Below are 15,979 nucleotides of genomic sequence, written 5' to 3' on the forward strand. Positions count from 1 at the left end.
GCCCGCCGCCCGCCCCCGGCCCGCGCGGCCCGGCCCGCTGCGGCCGGGCGGCCCGGTGTCGCGACCCACCGCTCGGCCCGGCACCCGATGACCGGCGTCGTGGCCCGGTTTCCGTTCCGCTTCGACCCGGTGTTCCGCCCGGTGCTGGCGCTGCTGGGGGTCCGCCCGGCGACGGCCTGGGTCGCCGTCACCGAACGGGACCTGATGATCCGGTACGGGCCGTGGCGGCTGCGGACCGACCGGGACAACGTCACCGCCGTCGAGCTGAGCGGGCCGTACCGCTGGTGGCGGGCGATCGGCCCACACCTGTCGCTGGCCGACGGCGGTGCGACCTTCGGCAGCAGCGCGGCCGGCGGGATCTGCCTGCGCTTCGGCGTACCGGTGCCGGCGCTGGTGCCCGGAGGGCGGCCCCGGCACCCGGCGGCCACGGTGACCGTCGCCGACCCACCCGCGCTGGCCCGGCTGCTCGCCGTCGCGGACCTGTCCTGAGCAGGCCCAACAGGTACCCGGTTCCGCCGATCAGGCGCCGGGTCACCGCCTACCGTCAGATCAGGACCTGTGAGGGTGGGACTGGCGATGGCTGACGAGCACCGGGCGAAACCACGGCGCTGGAACGGGCGCCGCCACGCGCCGAGCGGCCCGGACCCGGCGCTGCGGGCGGCCCGCGACCCGGCCCGCCCACACCGGGGCGGCCGGCACGGCGTCGTGGTGCCCGAACGCGTGGCCACGCCGGCCCGCTCGGCGCCGCCGGCCAGCCCGCTGCGCCGGTGGCTCTTCCAGCACCAGGTGCAGCCGCCCGGCCCCGAGGCGACCGAGGGACAGAACCGTCGGCACGCCTGGTGGCAGGTGATGTGCCTGACTGGCGTGGACTACTTCTCCACGCTGTCGTACCTGCCTGGCATCGCGGCGGTGGCGGCCGGGGCGCTCTCCCCGCTGGCAACCCTGTTGATCGTCGTGCTCACCCTGTTCGGCATGCTGCCGATGTACCGGCGGGTGGCCCACGAGAGCCCGCATGGTCAGGGTTCGGTGGCGATGTTGGAGCGGTTGCTGCCGTTCTGGCGGGGCAAGATCTTCGTCCTCGTGCTGCTCGGCTTCGTGGCCACCTCCTGGATCATCACGATCACCCTCTCCTCGGCCGACGCCACAGTGCACCTGCTGGAGAACCCGTACCTGCCGGACGTCCTGCACGGGTCCGTGGTGCCGGTCGTGGTGACTGTGGTGCTGCTGCTCATCCTCGGTGGGGTGTTCCTGCTCGGGTTCCGCGAGGCGGTGGTGGTGGCCATCCCGCTGGTCGCGGTCTTCCTGGTCCTCAACGCGGTGATCGTCGTGGTCGCGGTGGCCCGTATCGTCGAGGACCCGGGCATCGTGTCGAACTGGACGGCCGCGGTGACCTCGACCGGTGGCGGCCCGGGCGGGGTGCTGCTCACCGCCGTGTTGGCGTTCCCGCTGCTGGTGCTGGGGCTGTCCGGTTTCGAGACCGGGGTCAGCATGATGCCCCTGGTGGCGGCCGACGGCCCGGACAAGCAGGCCCGGCTCGCCGCCCGGATCCGTAACACACGTCGGCTGCTCACCACCGCCGCGTTGATCATGTCGGTGTACCTGATCTCGACGACCTTCGTGACCACGGCGCTCATTCCGGCGGAGGAGTTCCGGCCGGGCGGCGGCGCGAACGGGCGGGCGCTGGCGTTCCTGGCGCACACCTACCTGGGGGAGGTGTTCGGCAGCGTCTACGACGTGAGCAGCGTGCTCATCCTCTGGTTCGCCGGCGCCTCGGCGATGGCCGGGCTGATCAACATCGTGCCGCGCTACCTGCCGTCGTACGGCATGGCGCCGGAGTGGGCGCGGGCGGTGCGCCCCGTGGTGATCGTCTACACCGTCGTCAGCGTCGCCATCACTATCGCCTTCCGCGCCGACGTCAACGCCCAGGCCGGTGCGTATGCCACCGGGATCCTGGCCATGATGGTGTCCGGGGCGGTGGCGGTGACGATCTCCGCGGCCCGTCATCACCGGCGTGGCTCCGCGATCGGCTTCACAGTGCTGACCCTGGTGCTGCTGTACGCGCTGCTGGAGAACGTCATCGAACAGCCGGACGGCATCACGATCTCCGCGCTGTTCATCCTCGGCATCATCGTGGTCTCGTTGGTCTCCCGGGTCACCCGGACCACCGAGCTGCGCGCCGAGCGGATCGAGTTCGACGAGGCGGCCCGTCGGTTCATCACCGAGTCGCTGGCGCACGACGGGCAGTTGCACCTGATCGCGAACAAGCGCCAGAAGGGGTCGGTGAAGGAGTACACGATCAAGGAGCGTGCGCAGCGGGGGATGAATCCGGTGCCCGGGGCCGCGGACGTGCTGTTCCTGGAGATCGACGTGGTCGATCCGTCGGAGTTCAGTCAGGTGTTGCGCGTGCACGGGATCGAGGTGGGCGGCTTCCGGGTGTTGCGGGCCAACAGCCCGGCCGCGCCGAACGCGATCGCCGCGATCCTGCTGGCCCTGCGGGACGCCACCGGAGTCCGGCCGCACGCGCACTTCGAGTGGTCGGAGGGCAGCCCGATCGCGCACCTGGCGCGCTACCTCATCCTGGGCCGGGGAGACACCCCGCCGGTGGTGCGGGAGATCATCCGCCGGACCGAACGGGACCCGCTGCGTCGACCCGGCATCCACGTCGGCGGGTGAGCTCGGCGCCGACGTGGCCGCCATAAGGGCTTGCCCCTGGCCCTGGAGCGGGCCCCAACCGCTGTTTCGGGCGGATTCGACCCTGCTGCGGCGGTGGGCGGCGGAAGGGGGTGCCCAAGCGCAATCGCAAGGTTATTCACGTTCGCCTGCCTTGTCACATTTGACCGTCGTATCGTCATTTCGGTGGCGCTAGGGACGTTAGCCACCCCGCGCCTGTTTTGGGGGCGGCCGTGTCAGATGCACGAGGGGCAGGGAAGTTCTATGTTCACGTACCGAGCGAGTCGACGCCCAGCGCGGCCCAGGCGGCGGTCCCGGTGGTTCTTAACCGGTGGTCTCGTGGCTGGTGGCATGGTGGTGGCGACGACGGGTCTGACCGGCGTGGCGGCTGCGGCGGCCGACCGGGTGACGGTGCCCTGCGACTCCGACCGACTCATCGCGGCGCTCGTCCGTGCCAACGCCGAGGGTGGCGGCGAGCTTCGCCTGGCGCGCAAGTGCACCTACACCCTCACCGAGGCATTCCAGCAACCCGACGATTACGACGGCGGCATCCGGGACGCCCGCGAGGCTGCCGACACCGCGGAGAACCCCGGGGACGCCGAAGCGCCCCCGCGCGATCCGAAGGACGACAAGGCCGGTCTGCCTGTCATCTACCACGCCATCACCATCCGGGGCGAGGGCGCCACCATCCGGCGCGACCCAGACGCCGAGGAGTTCCGGTTCTTCACCGTCCGCGATGGTGGTGAGCTGGACCTGAGTGACGTCGTCCTCAAGAACGGCCGGTCGGCAGCCGAGGGGGGCAGCATCCACGTGGTCCATGGAGCCGCCGCCGCCGTGCGGCGCACGACGATCATCGGAAGCACCTCCCGCTCCGCCGAGGGAGGCGGTGGCGCGGTCTTCAACGACGGCAACATGACGATCAGCGACAGCACCTTCGTCGGCAACCGCGCCATCGGCAAGGAGGGCAAGGGCGGAGGGCTGCTCAACGGTGGCGTGCTCACCCTGGACAGGTCGAAGTTCTTCGAGAACACCGCCGCCAGCTACGGCGGTGGGCTCGGCAACTACCGGGGAGCGGCCGAGGTCCACCGGAGCACGTTCGCCGACAACAAGGCGGCGCAGGGAGGGGGCTTCGCCAGCTTCTCGGCGCGCAGCAAGGTCTCGGACGTCCGGGTGATCGGCAACACCGCCGAGGTCGGTGGGGGCATCGCCAACTCGGACGCGGTGCTCTACCTGCGGGGCATGACGATCCGTGACAACACCGCCACGGTCAAGGGCGGCGGCATCTCCACCTTCCAGGGCCTGCTTCCGCTCGACGAGAGCACCATCACGCACAACACGTCCGAAGGCGACGGTGGTGGGATCTACTCCGAGAAGTCCAACCTGCTGGTGCGCCGTAGCGCCGTCAGCCGCAACGACGCCGACAAGAAGGCGGGCGGCATCTTCGTCACCATGGGCCAGGTCTCGCTGTTCAAGAGCCGGGTGGCCGACAACGTCTCCGACGTGCGGCCTGGCGGCCTCTTCGTGGACAAGGCCCAGGCCAAGGTCGATGACGAGACCGAGATCAGCGGCAACGAGCCCAGCAACTGCCTGGACAGCACGGCGCCGGTTCCCAACTGCTTCCGCTGACCCGTCAGCAAGGTGGCCCGCCGGGTGGCGGACACCGGTCCGGAACGCACCCGGCCCGCAGGAGCGATCGACCGATCGCCAGTGGGCCGGGTGCGCCGGTTGTACCCCTGGTGGAGCTGATGGTCATGCGGGTGACGGCCCGGCGGCGAATGCTCCAAACCAGCCTCCTGGCCCGCTCGTCGGCGAGCGGATGGTCCGCTCTCAGCCCATCGCGCGCAGACGGCCGGAGAGGTCGCCGGCGAAGAAGTCGAGGAAGCCGTCCGGGTCGGGGCCGGCGTTCTGCAGGACGATGTGGTCGAAGCCGGCCTCGACGTACGACCGGACCTTGGCGACGTGCGGCTCCGGGTCCGGGCCGATGGCGAAGAGCTGCCGGATGTGCTTCTCCTCGACGTACGCGCTGGCCGCGTCGAAGTTGACCGGGTTCGGCAGCTCGCTCATCACCTTCCAGCCGGTGACCATCCATCGGCTCGTCTGCAACACCGCCTGCACCGCCTGTTGCTCGTCGGTGGCCCAGGCCAGTGGCACCTCGGCGTAGCGCGGGCCCGAACCCTGGGCGCGTCGGTAGTGCTCGACGATCGACGCGTCCGGCTCGGTGGCGAACAGGCCGTCGCCCAACTCGGCGGCGAGCCGTGCCGACACCTCACCGCTGGCCGCCACCGCGATCACGGGCAGAGTGTCCGGCAGATCGAAGATCCGGGCGTCCTCCAGTTGCAGGTGCCGGCCCTCGTACGACTGGTAGCCGCCCTGCCAGAGCAGCCGGATGATCTCCAGCGCCTCGCGTAGTCGCTCGTGTCGCCCGCGCACGCTGGGGAAGCCCTGCCCGACCACGTGCTCGTTGAGCCGCTCTCCGGCGCCCACCCCGAGGGTGAACCGGCCGTCGGAGATCAGCGCCATGGTCGCCGCGGCCTGCGCGATGATCGCCGGGTGGTAGCGGACGGTCGGGCAGGTGACCCCGGTGGCCAGGCGCAGGGTGCTGGTCTTGGCCGCGATGGCGCCGAGCACGCTCCAGGTGAAGGACGAGTGTCCCTGCGCGTCCAGCCACGGGTGGAAGTGGTCGCTCATCTCGACGAAGTCGAAGCCGGCCCGCTCGGCCAGGACGGCCTGTCGGATGATGTCCTGCGGGCCGTACCCCTCGGCGGCCAGCTTGTAGCCGATCTGCATGCCCACACTCCCGATCCCGTTCGCTGACTGAGGCATCGGCGGTTCCCGGCCTCGGCGCGGACAAACGCCGGTAAGTCGCAAACCAGCCTCCTAGGATGCCTTAGGCGGTGTGCGGTGTGTGGCGGGAGGCACCAAAGGACCGCCTCCCGCCACCGGGCATCTCACCGCACCAGCAGATCGATGACGCCCGTCAGGTCCTCCTCGCCACCGCCCTCCGCCAGGCGGCGGCGCATCAGGTCGAAGTAGGGGCGGAGCAGTTCGGGGCTGACGCCCTGCTGCTCGGCGGTGCGCAGAAAGGTCGGCGTTCCGGCCACCTGCATGGCGAGAGGGGAGACGACCCCAGTGGTGTAGTCCCCGCTGCGCAGTTGGTCGGCGGTCTGGTGCACCGCCGGGACCATCGCGACGAGCCAGTCGGCGAGCAGTGGGGCGAGCGCCGCCGGGTCGATGTCCTCCCGACGGATCAGGGCGAAGGCGTGCGCGGCCCCGGCGAACATCCCGTACATGGCGCTGAGCAGAGCCACGTCGTGCAGGGCCGCGAAGCCCGCGTCCTCGCCGACGTAGGTGGTGCCGACCGGGACGCCCAGCGTCTCCCGGTGCCGTTCGAACAGCGCTCGCGAGCCGCTGTAGAAGACGTAGCCGCCGGCCTCCGGGACGCCGATCATCGGCGGGACAGCCATGATTCCACCGTCCAGGTAGCGGGCGCCCTGTCGATGGGCCCAGGCCGCGCGGGCGCGGGCCTGGGCAGGGGTACTGGTGGTCAGGTTGACCAGATCCCGGCCGACCAGGTCGACACCGGCCAGCACCTCGTCGACCGAGCCGTCGTCCAACAGGCAGACGACGACCAGGGTGCTCGCCGCTACCGCCTCGGCGGCGCTGCCCGCGACCCTCGCCCCGTCGGACGCGAGCGCTGTTGCGCGGGCCGGAGTGCGATTCCAGACGGTGAGCGGGTAGCCGGCGGCAAGCCAGGCGCGGGCCAGCGCGGTACCCATCGCGCCGAGTCCCAGCATCGTGACGGAGGGTCTCTCCACAGTGTTCTGTTCCATGCCGATTAGGCTGGTCATCGGCCCTCAGATGATCAAGTACGCACTTCGGAGTGCGTACTCACCAGGGGGTGAGCGAGCACGTCGGAGGGGTGGTTATGGCGACGGTGAACCGGCCGGGCACCGCGGACGGACACGCGTGCGGTATCGACACCGCGATGGAGGTGATCGGCGGCAAGTGGAAGGTGCTGATCCTCTGGGCGCTCCACGAGCACCCCCTGCGTCGCTTCGGCGAGCTGCGTCGACTGCTTCCGGGGATCACCGAGAAGGTGCTGGCCTCACACCTACGGGAGATGGAGGCGGACGGCGTCGTGCACCGCGTCTCCTACGACGAGGTGCCGCCCCGCGTCGAGTACTCGTTGACCGAGGACGGCACTCGCCTCAACGAGGCCCTCGAGCCGCTGGCCGCCTGGGGACGCGACCGGTCGACAGTTGCGCGGTCGGGGGAGGAGACGGGCTAGGGCCTGTTTCATGAGAACTGGCCGGCCTGCGGCGGGCCCGAACGACGACCGGCGGCGTTGCGGTTTCGTCCGGATACAACACCGGTATCCGAACGAAACCGCGCCTTGCCGGATCGCCGCCCGGACTCCGCCTCGGCTCGACCGCCCTTATGAAACAGGCCCTTGGGCTCCGGAGCGACCTCGCCGAAACCGCGCCGGCCCGTGCCCCCACTGCGGGGGCACGGGCCGTGGTGCGTCTGTCGTCTACTTGGAAGGCTCGGGCAGCTTGCAGTCGACCTTCGGGTTGGCGCCGATGTAGTTCAACGGCCCGGCCACGATGGTGACCAGGATGGTGCCGGCCTCGGCGCAATTGGTGTCGTCGCCGCTGTAGTAACCGCGCTGGCCACCGGCGATGGCGCCGATCACCAACCAGATCACGACGATGACTCCGAGAATCGAGGTGCCGCGCATCGCTGCCTCCTGAGGTATGTGGTGGATCTGAGGTGCAGCCGTTGTACCCAATCGGGTCGCGCGGCTAACGGTTGCGTGCTACGACCCCCCGCGGATCCCCCATCCGGCCGATGCCGTCCGCCGTTGTGTACCGCCCGGGCATCCGCCGCCCGCACCGGGTAGCGCCTGTCGGCTATCGGATCGGCGACCGACCTCGCCGTCATCCGGGTGAGTGGACGTAGAACTGCCTCACGGCCCCGCCGAGGAGGACTCATGGACGCCCCGACACCGCCCCTCTACATCGACCGCCCCGAGGACGTCGCGGTCGCGGCCCGCGCGCTTGCCGGCGGCGCGATCGTCGCGGCGGCGTTCGCCAACTTCTACGTCATCGTGACGCGTCCCGACGCGGCCACCGTGCGCCGGGTCAACCTGGCCAAGGGCCGACCGGTCCAGCAGGTCGGCAGCATCACCACAGCGATCGGCCGGATCCCCGGGATGTTCGACTGGACGCGGATCTCGCCGCGGTTGCCGGTCGGCCGGGTGCGGGCGCTGATGGACGCCCTCTACGGGGCCGGGCCGTTCGGCTTCCGCGGGCCGGCCGCGGACCGGCTTCCCGACCACCTCACCCAGGTCGACCAGGGTTTGCGGACCACCCAGGTGATCGCACCAGGGCTGACGTGCCCGTCCAACGCCTTCTTCGAGCGGGCGCTCGCCGAGACCGGAACGGATCACCTCTACATCACCTCGGCGAACCGCTCCCGGCATCTCACCGGCGCTGCCGAGGAACCGGCGCACTGGAAGGCGGGCGCCCTCGCCGCCGACTTCGCCCACCTCGACGATCTGGTGGTGCTGGTCCACCGGGACGAGGCCGCGGCCCGCGCCGCGTACCCGGGCTACCTCACCACCTCGGTCACCCTGCTCTCGTTCCACGCGCCGGAGGGTGACCTCGAAGAACCGCCGGTGCTCACGGTGGACCGGCACGGATCGCTGCACCTGGACGACGTCCGCCGCGCCGCCGCGCCGCTCGGCCTGCAGGTGCGCCTGGCCGGAGGTGCCCGGGAACGATTGCAGGTCCGTGGGTACGCCGGGGCACTGGTGTGAGCGGCTATCGCATCGGCCTGGTGGTGCCCAGTTCCAACACCACAATGGAAACCGAGATCCCGGCGATGCTGCGCCGGCGTGAGGCCGTTGATCCGACGGTCCGCTTCACCACCCACGCCAGTCGGGTACGGCTGCGTCAGGTGACCGCCGACGAGTTGGCCCGGATGAACCGCTCCGCCCTGCGGTGTGCCGCCGAGCTGGCCGACGCCCGCTGCGACGTGCTCGCGTACGCCTGTCTGGTGGCGGTGATGTGCGAGGGCGCCGGCGCGCACGAGCGGGCCGAGCGGCGGTTGGGCCGCGCGGCCGGTCGCGCCGGGCACGACATGCCGGTGGTGACCAGTGCCGGCGCGTTGGTCGCGGGGCTGCGGGCGCTGGGTGCCCGCCGGGTGGCCCTGGTCGCGCCGTACCTGCCGCCGTTGACAGCGACCGTCGTCGCCTACCTCGCCGCGTACGGCGTGCGGGTGACCGACGCGGTGAGCCTCTGCGAGCCGGACAACGTGGCGGTCGGGCGCATCCCCGCAGAGCGTCTGGTCGAGCTGGCCGGTCGTCTGGACGTGACCGGCGTGGACGCTGTGGTCCTCTCCGCCTGCGTGCAGTTGCCGTCACTGGCGGCGGTGCCGCTGGTGGAGGCCGGTCTCGGTCGCCCGGTGCTCACCGCGGCGACGGCGACGGTGCATCAACTGCTCACCGGTCTGGGTGTCGAGCCGTACGTGCCCGACGCGGGCCGGCTGCTGGCCGGCCCGATTCCGCAATAAAAGGCGGGTGTGGTTCAGTGCGGGGGTGACGGGGCCTCCGGCGGCTTGCCGTGGCTACGCCGGAAGTCCGCGTAGGCCACGCCGACCAGCACCAGCAGCCCGCCGAGGGAGGCGAAGACCGGCGGCAGGTACAGCACGCCGGGGGCGATGGTCAGCAGCGCCAGCACCCCACCGGGTCGCGACCACGACACCCGGCTGAACACCTCGTACTCGAACGAGGCCCGGCCGGCCAGGAACAGAGCCGGGCCGCCGAGGATCACCGCCAGCCAGGCCGGCGGCGTCCGCCCGGTCGGCTCGTGCAGCACCAGGTGGAAGCCGGCCGCCGTGGTGACCACGCCGGCGATCATCAACAGGTGGGTGTACGGCGCGCTGAACAGGAACTTGCTGGGCGACCGGGCTGCCTGGATCGCTGTCGGCAGCAGCTCGCCGGACTTGTGCACGTAGATCCGCCAGAGCAGCAGCGTGGTCAGGAACGCCACAGCGAAGGCCCCGATGTTCTCGGCCTCGTTGTGCTCCATGCTGAACATGGTGCCGATCGTCAGGATGGCGTCGCCGAGCGCGATGATGAAGAACTGCTGGTAGCGCTCGGAGAGATGCTCGGCGGTGACGTTGCGCTGCTTCTCGGGCACCACCCCGAGCCCCGGCACCGGGTACGCGAGGCGGAAGCCGGTGTAGTCGATGACGAGCGCGATGGCCCAGCACGCGATCCGGGCGTCCCCGCTGACGAAGGCGCCGATGAGCCACGGGATCGCCGACACCGCGAACCAGACGAAGATGCGGGCCGCCCGACGCTGGGTCTGCGGTTCGCGGCGTACCGCAGGCATCAGGAACAGGCCACGCCCGAGGTGGATCGCCACGTAGGTGCCGGCGAAGACGAGCCCCCGATCGTTGAACGCCTCCGGGATCGCCGTGGTCATCAGCAGCGCGCCGAACATCACCGCGCTGATCAGCAGCTTGATCTCGGTGCGTTCCGGGTTGTACAGGTCGGTGACCAGCGTGGTGATCGCCCAGGTCCACCAGACGGCGGCCAGCATGATCAGTGCCTCGGCGGCGCGGTGCCAGTCGAGCTGGTCGACCATTCCCCGTGAGATGAGCGCCAGCGCGACCACGTACACCAGGTCGAAGAAGAGTTCGAGGAGGGTGACCCGACGTGGGCCCTCCGGGTCGCGCACCGGCGGACCGCTGGCCCGTGGCGATCCGGGCTCCGGCGCGGCGAGGTGCACGGGATACTCCTGCGGAACCGCTCGACTCGATGGACCTGTCCGGTCCACCTCTGCGGACGGTAACGGGCGGGCGAGCCCGGCATCCCGCGTTCGCCCGCTCGTCCCCCGACCGGGTCGTGTCGGGTGGTTACCCCGCTTGCGGGGATGTCGAGGGCTTCTCGCCGCCGCGAGGGGCGGCGAGCGCGTCGACCAGGCGGCGGGCCGAGCCGGCCAGGTTCCATCGTTGGGCGAGCTCGAGCAGCCGGTCCGGGTCGGCCGGCGCGCTCGGCAGCGCGGTGGGCAGCTCCGGCAGGGGCACGTCCAGGGCGACCCGGACCACCGTCGGCGCGACGCCCAGGTAGTCGCGGGCCGCGACCAGCTTGGCGCGCAGGCCCGGTGCGAAGGACGAGTCGGAGTCGTCGAGCGCGGCCAGGATGCCGGCGATGCTGCCGTAGCGTTCGATCAGCCGGGCGGCGGTCTTGTCGCCGACGCCGGCCACCCCGGGCAACCCGTCACTCGGGTCGCCGCGTAGCGCGGCGAAGTCGGCGTACCGGTCGGCGGGCACACCGTAGCGGGCCCGTACGGCGGCGTCGTCGCAGTCGTCGAGCTTGGCGACGCCGCGCCCGACGTAGAGCAGCCGGACCGGTCGGGCGTCGTCGACGAGTTGGAACAGGTCCCGGTCGCCGGAGACCACCTCCACCGGGCCGGGCTGGGTCACCGAGAGGGTGCCGAGCACGTCGTCCGCCTCGTAACCGGTCGCGCCGACCGCGGTGATGCCCACAGCGGTCAGCACCTCCAGGATCATCGGCACCTGCGGGGAGAGGGTGTCCGGAACGATCTCGCCGCCCTGCGGGGCGACCCGGTGCGCCTTGTACGACGGCAGCAGGTCCACCCGCCACGCCGGGCGCCAGTCGTAGTCCAGGGCGCAGATCATCCGGTCGGCGCCCCGCACCCGGATCAGGGTGGCGAGCATGTCGAGGAAGCCGCGCACCGCGTTGACCGGGGTGCCGTCCTCAGCCTTTGCTGCGGACTCCGGTATGCCGAAGTAGGCCCGGAAGTAGAGGCTGGCTGCGTCGATCAGCAGGATCGGGGGTCGGTGTGCCACGCCGGACAGCCTGGCACAACCGTCCGACGATCTGGTGTACGCCCGGCCGCCGGTGGTGTCAGCGTCGCTCGTCGGGCCGGTAGACGGTCTCCCGTCGGGCCAGGCGCTGCACGACGTAGCTGGTCACCAGCAGCAGGATGGCGACCACCACCTCGACCCAGGCCGCGACGCCGTCGGCGACGGTGACGCCGATGACCAGCAGGACCAGGCCGACGAGTGCGAGGACCCCGGCCCACAGTTGGCGGCGACGGCGGGTCGCCGCCCGGTTCGCCTGGTTCCCTGCCACGTCGGTCCTCCCGGTCGGGTCGCCCGCGCGGGCGTCCCGATCCCAGGCTAGGGGCCGCGGGGACGCGCGGGGCCGGAAATTGCAGGCGGAGCACCTGCCGGCCGGTGTGCCGAAGTCGTGACGAGGTGGGCAATCGGGTGGCGACGTAGCGTCGATGTCGTCAGCGAACGGCACCGGTCGACGGCGGGGTGTGAAATCGCCGTTGTGACAGAGAAGAGGAAATTCTCTGTCACGCCGCTGATGTCGTTCGGGTCTGAGACAGCGTGCCGCTGACGGTGCGTCCACGCCAGGGTGCCCCGGTCACCACCTGGGGCGGTGCGGCCAGGCCCGCTGCGGCATCTCCGCATCGGTTCACCGGCGAGAGCCGGTGTTATCGCTTCTGTCATCAATCCATCACCTTCAGTGACGGCTCTTTCCTGTCTGCCGATGGAAGGCTGTCGATGGCCATCCGACCCGCTGTGCCAGCCGTCGAGGGCCGAGCCGCCCACCAGGGGCAGACATTCCGCCGTTCTTCTTCAGAAGAGGTGTCACATCATGCGAGATGGATTCGCGGATCGAACCAACGACGAGTTCCTGCAAGAGGTGCTGAGCAAGGTCAACGAACTGCGGGCGCGGCACGGATCGTCGTTGCTCACCCTCGACCTTGAGCTCGTGGAGTACTCGAAGTCGCGGGCGTCCTTCATGGCCGAGAAGGGCAATCTCACCCACGAGGGTCTGCGACCGGACACCGGTGAGAACGGGTCGTGGGCGGGCGCCTCGACTGGCCCGACGGCAGGCTCCGGGACCGCTGCCGTCGACTCCTGGTACAGCGAGATCAGCAACTACGACTTCGCCACGGGGAAGGCCATCGACTCCACGAAGGCCATCGGGCACTTCACCGCGCTGGTCTGGAAGAACACCACGAAGCTGGGCGTGGGGCGGGTCGCCGGCCAGGGCGCGAAATGGTGGGAGACCTTCATCGTGGCCAACTTCTCGCCGCCCGGAAACATGGGAGGCCAGTACGTGATGAACGTGACGCCCGCGAGCTGAGACGCCGACCCCCGGCGGGCGTACCGGTGGTGACCGGTGCGCCCCCGGGGGTTGCCCCCGAACCGCCCTCAGGGCCGAGGCGACGGGCATGCCCGCCCCGCCCCGGCCCGTTCGTCGACGGGAATGTCGCCGTCCCCCGTTCGTCAAGCCGGCGCGTTCCAATCTGGAACGGACTATAGTCGGACGGGACCAACGGAGGTAGCGGGTGCGGCGAGAGGATCTCGCCGATGCGGACTGCGGCATCGCGCAGGCGCTCGGCGTACTGGGGGACTGGTGGACGTTCCTCATCGTGCGTGACGTCGCCGGCGGGACGACCCGCTTCGACGGGCTGCAACGCGAGCTGGGTGTCAGTCGGCGGGCGCTGACCGAGCGCCTCGGCGCGCTTGTCGAGCACGGTGTGCTGGAGCGCCGCCCGTACTCACGACACCCGCCGCGCTACGACTACCTGCTCACCGCGAGGGGCGAGGGGCTGTTGCCGGTGCTGATCGCGCTGCAGGAGTGGGGAACGAGGCATCTGATGGGCGACGGTGACGTGACCGCGACGGCCGACGCGGGTTCGGCCGAGGCGCGCCGGGCGCACGACCTGGTCGGCCGACGGTTGCCCGATGTCGTCCTGCCCGCCGCCGACGGGCAACCGGTGGCGGTGGCCGCGACGGGTGCGTGGACGGTCCTCTACCTGTTCCCCGGGGCGTACGCGCCGGGAACGCACGGCTATCCGCCCGGCTGGGCGGAGATTCCCGGCGCCCGGGGGTGCACCCTGGAGTCGACCACCTACGCCAAGCGTCATCCGGACTTCGTGACCGCCGGCGTGCGCGTGTACGGCATCAGCACCCAGCGGCCCGACCAGCTCGCCGATTTCGCCGCGTACGCCGAACTGCCCTTCCCGTTGCTGTCCGATGAGGACGGCCGGCTGGCCGCCGGGCTGCTGCTGCCCGTCTTCCGCGCCGGTGGGATGACCCGGTTCAAGCGGCTGACCCTGCTGGTCGACCCGCAGGCGGTGGTGCGAGCCTTGCAGTTCCCGGTCTCCGACCCAGCGGGGTCGGTGGACGAGATGCTCACCCTGGTCCGCGCGCACCAGGTGTGAGCCCCCGCTGGGGGAGCTGTCCCAGGCAGTCCCGCCGCGCCCCCGAGGTTGGCCCTCAGTCGGTTGCCGCGTGCCGCAGTGCGGCGAGCAATCCGTCGAGCGCCGGCTGGCCCAGCGATGTCTGCCGCACCGCCGCCTGGATCGCCCGTACGGGTTCCGGGTTGCGGATCTTGCGCATCACGACGCCGGGGTGCCGGTTGGCCAGCCCCAACTCCGGAATCAGACTGACGCCCAGGCCTGCGGCGACAAAGCCCTGCGCGGTGGCGTAATCCTCGCTCCGCGCCACCACGTTCGGCTGGAAGCCGGCCGCAGCGCAGCCGTCGAGGATGACATCGAGGCACGGGCCGGGACACTCGCTGCCGACCCACGGCTCACCAGCCAGATCGATCAGGTCGACGACCCGCTTCGAGGCGAGCCGGTGCCCCTTGGGTAGGGCGGCGCGATAGGGGTCGTCGAGCAGGTGGACCAGGTGGACGCCCTCCGGTGGCCGATCCGCGGATCTGACCACGATGGCCAGGTCGATCCGGCCCTGCGTCACCGCCGGCAGCGGGTCGGCGGGGTCGGTCATCCTGAGGTCGACCCGGACGCCCGGGTACGCCTGCCGGAGCCGAGCGAGCGCGGGTGCCATCAGGGTGGCTCCGGCGGTGGCAAAGTAGCCGATCGCCAGCCGCCCGGTACGCCCGGCCCGCAGATCGGCCAGCGCCGTCTCCGCCTCGGCCAGTTGCTTGCCGATGATGGCCGCGTGTTCGGTGAGCAGCCGTCCGGCAGCCGTCGGCCGTACGCCCCGGCCGACGCGCTCCAACAGCGCGATCCCGGCCTCCTTTTCGAGGGCCGCCACCTGCTGGCTGACCGCGGACGGGGTGTACCCGAGATCCGCCGCCGCTGCGGTCACCGAGCCCGTGGCAACCACCGCGCGGAGGACCTGCATGCGGCGTACGTCAATCATGTAGCTGAGCTTAACGGTCTCTGAAGAACCTTTCACTTGTCCTGTCGAGTCCGCTCCGGCAGCGTTCATGTCGATTCGACCGGGAGGCAAGACGTGAACATTGGCGGACGTGGCGCGTTGGGACGGATGGCCGTGCTCGCGCTGCTGTGGGGCTCCGGCTTCCTCTGGATCAAGCTGGCCCTGAACAACGGTCTGACCCCCCTGCAGATCACCTTCGCGCGCTCCGCGCTCGGCGCGGCGGTCCTGCTGGGCCTGGCCTGGTCCGCACGCCAGCGAGTGCCCCGGGACCGGACGACCTGGTGCCATCTCGTCGTGGCCGCCTTCTTCTGCAACGCCCTGCCGTTCTTCCTCTTCAGCCTTGGCGAGCAGACCGTCGACTCCGGGCTGGCCGGCGTGCTGAATGCGACCACGCCGCTGTGGTCTCTGCTGATCGGCATCGGGATCGGGGCAGAACGGGGCCTGGGCCCGGTCCGCCTGGGCGGGCTGCTGCTCGGCTTCGCCGGTACCTTGCTGATCTTCGCCCCCTGGCATGCGGCCGGGCTGCTGAGCTGGGGCACTCTTGCCCTACTCGGCGCGGCGGCGAGCTACGCCGTCGCCTTCGCCTACATGGCCCGAAAGCTCACCGGGAGGGGCACCGCCCCGATCGCCCTCGCCGCGGCCCAGCTTCTCACCGCCACCGCGCTGAGCGCGCTGGCCTTGCCAGCCGGCGGGATGACACCGCCGGAATTCAATCCGAAGGCCGTGATCGCGGTCGCCCTTCTCGGCATCCTCAGCACCGGATTCACCTTCTACCTCAGTTACCGGCTGATCGCGGACGAGGGGGCGACCAGCGCCGCCACCGTCGGGTACCTGCTGCCGATCGTCTCGGTGGCGCTGGGGGCGATCGTGCTCGATGAGCAAATCGGTCTGCGCGTCATCGCGGGGATGGTCGTCGTGTTCCTCGGTGTCGCGATGACCCGGCGACAGCAGCCGCCGCGATCGGTCAGCGAGGATGCCGCGACACCCGGCACCCATCCCGCCCCCACCAGCAAGGCCGCTGCCGGATGACGGCGGTGCCGCGAACCCAACCACCGGATGAACGGAT

The 15,979-nt window shown here is 70.9% G+C and carries 16 protein-coding genes; 9 read left to right on the plus strand and 7 right to left on the minus strand.

Annotated features, from left to right (window positions below; genetic code table 11):
• From NIE111_RS18315 to NIE111_RS18325, 3 genes are all read left to right on the plus strand, one after another.
• Positions 1 to 489: hypothetical protein (locus NIE111_RS18315; protein ID WP_372488356.1), on the plus strand; the 489-nt coding region annotated here is incomplete at its 5' end.
• A gap of 87 nt (positions 490 to 576) precedes the next feature.
• Positions 577 to 2,673: an APC family permease gene (locus tag NIE111_RS18320; RefSeq protein WP_238685554.1), complete on the plus strand. Its 2,097-nt coding sequence runs from the start codon at positions 577 to 579 to the stop codon at positions 2,671 to 2,673.
• A 261-nt stretch (positions 2,674 to 2,934) separates the two neighbouring features.
• The gene (locus tag NIE111_RS18325) at positions 2,935 to 4,296 is read left to right on the plus strand and encodes a right-handed parallel beta-helix repeat-containing protein (RefSeq protein WP_238685555.1); all 1,362 of its coding nucleotides are present in this window, start codon (positions 2,935 to 2,937) and stop codon (positions 4,294 to 4,296) included.
• Positions 4,297 to 4,497: 201 nt separating this feature from the next.
• Here the strand turns inward: NIE111_RS18325 and NIE111_RS18330 are convergent, their stop codons facing one another.
• Positions 4,498 to 5,457 (minus strand): TIGR03557 family F420-dependent LLM class oxidoreductase, encoded by a 960-nt coding sequence (locus NIE111_RS18330; RefSeq protein WP_238685957.1) that lies wholly within the window; start codon positions 5,455 to 5,457, stop codon positions 4,498 to 4,500.
• 161 nt (positions 5,458 to 5,618) lie between these two features.
• The gene (locus tag NIE111_RS18335; protein WP_238685556.1) at positions 5,619 to 6,500 is read right to left on the minus strand and encodes an NAD(P)-dependent oxidoreductase; all 882 of its coding nucleotides are present in this window, start codon (positions 6,498 to 6,500) and stop codon (positions 5,619 to 5,621) included.
• 95 nt (positions 6,501 to 6,595) lie between these two features.
• Here NIE111_RS18335 and NIE111_RS18340 point away from each other — a divergent pair, with 95 nt between their 5' ends.
• Positions 6,596 to 6,958: a winged helix-turn-helix transcriptional regulator gene (locus tag NIE111_RS18340; protein WP_238685557.1), complete on the plus strand. Its 363-nt coding sequence runs from the start codon at positions 6,596 to 6,598 to the stop codon at positions 6,956 to 6,958.
• A 243-nt stretch (positions 6,959 to 7,201) separates the two neighbouring features.
• Here the strand turns inward: NIE111_RS18340 and NIE111_RS18345 are convergent, their stop codons facing one another.
• The gene (locus NIE111_RS18345; RefSeq protein ID WP_007460667.1) at positions 7,202 to 7,408 is read right to left on the minus strand and encodes a hypothetical protein; all 207 of its coding nucleotides are present in this window, start codon (positions 7,406 to 7,408) and stop codon (positions 7,202 to 7,204) included.
• 252 nt (positions 7,409 to 7,660) lie between these two features.
• On the opposite strand from NIE111_RS18345, the gene NIE111_RS18350 reads away from it, so the two are divergent.
• Positions 7,661 to 8,488: a hypothetical protein gene (locus NIE111_RS18350; RefSeq protein WP_238685558.1), complete on the plus strand. Its 828-nt coding sequence runs from the start codon at positions 7,661 to 7,663 to the stop codon at positions 8,486 to 8,488.
• On the plus strand, positions 8,485 to 9,243 hold the full coding sequence (locus tag NIE111_RS18355) for a maleate cis-trans isomerase family protein (protein WP_238685559.1): 759 nt from the start codon (positions 8,485 to 8,487) through the stop codon (positions 9,241 to 9,243). The genes NIE111_RS18350 and NIE111_RS18355 overlap by 4 nt, the downstream gene beginning before the upstream one ends.
• Before the next feature lie 14 nt (positions 9,244 to 9,257).
• On the opposite strand, the gene NIE111_RS18360 is transcribed toward NIE111_RS18355, so the two are convergent.
• From NIE111_RS18360 to NIE111_RS32445, 3 genes are all read right to left on the minus strand, one after another.
• On the minus strand, positions 9,258 to 10,466 hold the full coding sequence (locus NIE111_RS18360) for a low temperature requirement protein A (RefSeq protein ID WP_238685560.1): 1,209 nt from the start codon (positions 10,464 to 10,466) through the stop codon (positions 9,258 to 9,260).
• Between the two features lie 127 nt (positions 10,467 to 10,593).
• Positions 10,594 to 11,550, minus strand: coding sequence for a 5'-3' exonuclease (locus tag NIE111_RS18365; RefSeq protein ID WP_238670702.1), 957 nt, complete (start codon positions 11,548 to 11,550; stop codon positions 10,594 to 10,596).
• A 58-nt stretch (positions 11,551 to 11,608) separates the two neighbouring features.
• Positions 11,609 to 12,121: a DUF3040 domain-containing protein gene (locus tag NIE111_RS32445; protein ID WP_372488357.1), complete on the minus strand. Its 513-nt coding sequence runs from the start codon at positions 12,119 to 12,121 to the stop codon at positions 11,609 to 11,611.
• 249 nt (positions 12,122 to 12,370) lie between these two features.
• Between NIE111_RS32445 and NIE111_RS18375 the strand changes: the two genes are divergently transcribed.
• Positions 12,371 to 12,865 (plus strand): CAP family protein, encoded by a 495-nt coding sequence (locus NIE111_RS18375; RefSeq protein WP_238685562.1) that lies wholly within the window; start codon positions 12,371 to 12,373, stop codon positions 12,863 to 12,865.
• A 205-nt stretch (positions 12,866 to 13,070) separates the two neighbouring features.
• The gene (locus tag NIE111_RS18380) at positions 13,071 to 13,949 is read left to right on the plus strand and encodes a winged helix-turn-helix transcriptional regulator (RefSeq protein ID WP_238685563.1); all 879 of its coding nucleotides are present in this window, start codon (positions 13,071 to 13,073) and stop codon (positions 13,947 to 13,949) included.
• 55 nt (positions 13,950 to 14,004) lie between these two features.
• On the opposite strand, the gene NIE111_RS18385 is transcribed toward NIE111_RS18380, so the two are convergent.
• Entirely contained in the window at positions 14,005 to 14,895 is an 891-nt protein-coding gene (locus NIE111_RS18385) for a LysR family transcriptional regulator (protein ID WP_238685564.1), read from the minus strand.
• A gap of 126 nt (positions 14,896 to 15,021) precedes the next feature.
• Here NIE111_RS18385 and NIE111_RS18390 point away from each other — a divergent pair, with 126 nt between their 5' ends.
• Positions 15,022 to 15,942, plus strand: a complete 921-nt coding sequence (locus NIE111_RS18390; protein WP_238685565.1) for a DMT family transporter — start codon at positions 15,022 to 15,024, stop codon at positions 15,940 to 15,942.
• Positions 15,943 to 15,979 lie beyond the last annotated feature (37 nt).

Source organism: Micromonospora hortensis, from assembly GCF_022230935.1.
Lineage (GTDB): Bacteria > Actinomycetota > Actinomycetes > Mycobacteriales > Micromonosporaceae > Micromonospora > Micromonospora hortensis.

What these genes read in the sequence shown, in the direction of transcription:
- NIE111_RS18330 (WP_238685957.1), bottom strand. Translation starts at nt 5,457, where the DNA reads ATGCAGATCGGCTACAAGCTGGCCGCCGAGGGGTACGGCCCGCAGGAC.
- NIE111_RS18375 (WP_238685562.1), top strand. Translation starts at nt 12,371, where the DNA reads ATGCGAGATGGATTCGCGGATCGAACCAACGACGAGTTCCTGCAAGAG.
- NIE111_RS18340 (WP_238685557.1), top strand. Translation starts at nt 6,596, where the DNA reads ATGGCGACGGTGAACCGGCCGGGCACCGCGGACGGACACGCGTGCGGT.
- NIE111_RS18320 (WP_238685554.1), top strand. Translation starts at nt 577, where the DNA reads ATGGCTGACGAGCACCGGGCGAAACCACGGCGCTGGAACGGGCGCCGC.
- NIE111_RS18385 (WP_238685564.1), bottom strand. Translation starts at nt 14,895, where the DNA reads ATGATTGACGTACGCCGCATGCAGGTCCTCCGCGCGGTGGTTGCCACG.
- NIE111_RS18335 (WP_238685556.1), bottom strand. Translation starts at nt 6,500, where the DNA reads ATGGAACAGAACACTGTGGAGAGACCCTCCGTCACGATGCTGGGACTC.
- NIE111_RS18390 (WP_238685565.1), top strand. Translation starts at nt 15,022, where the DNA reads ATGGCCGTGCTCGCGCTGCTGTGGGGCTCCGGCTTCCTCTGGATCAAG.
- NIE111_RS18325 (WP_238685555.1), top strand. Translation starts at nt 2,935, where the DNA reads ATGTTCACGTACCGAGCGAGTCGACGCCCAGCGCGGCCCAGGCGGCGG.
- NIE111_RS18345 (WP_007460667.1), bottom strand. Translation starts at nt 7,408, where the DNA reads ATGCGCGGCACCTCGATTCTCGGAGTCATCGTCGTGATCTGGTTGGTG.
- NIE111_RS18350 (WP_238685558.1), top strand. Translation starts at nt 7,661, where the DNA reads ATGGACGCCCCGACACCGCCCCTCTACATCGACCGCCCCGAGGACGTC.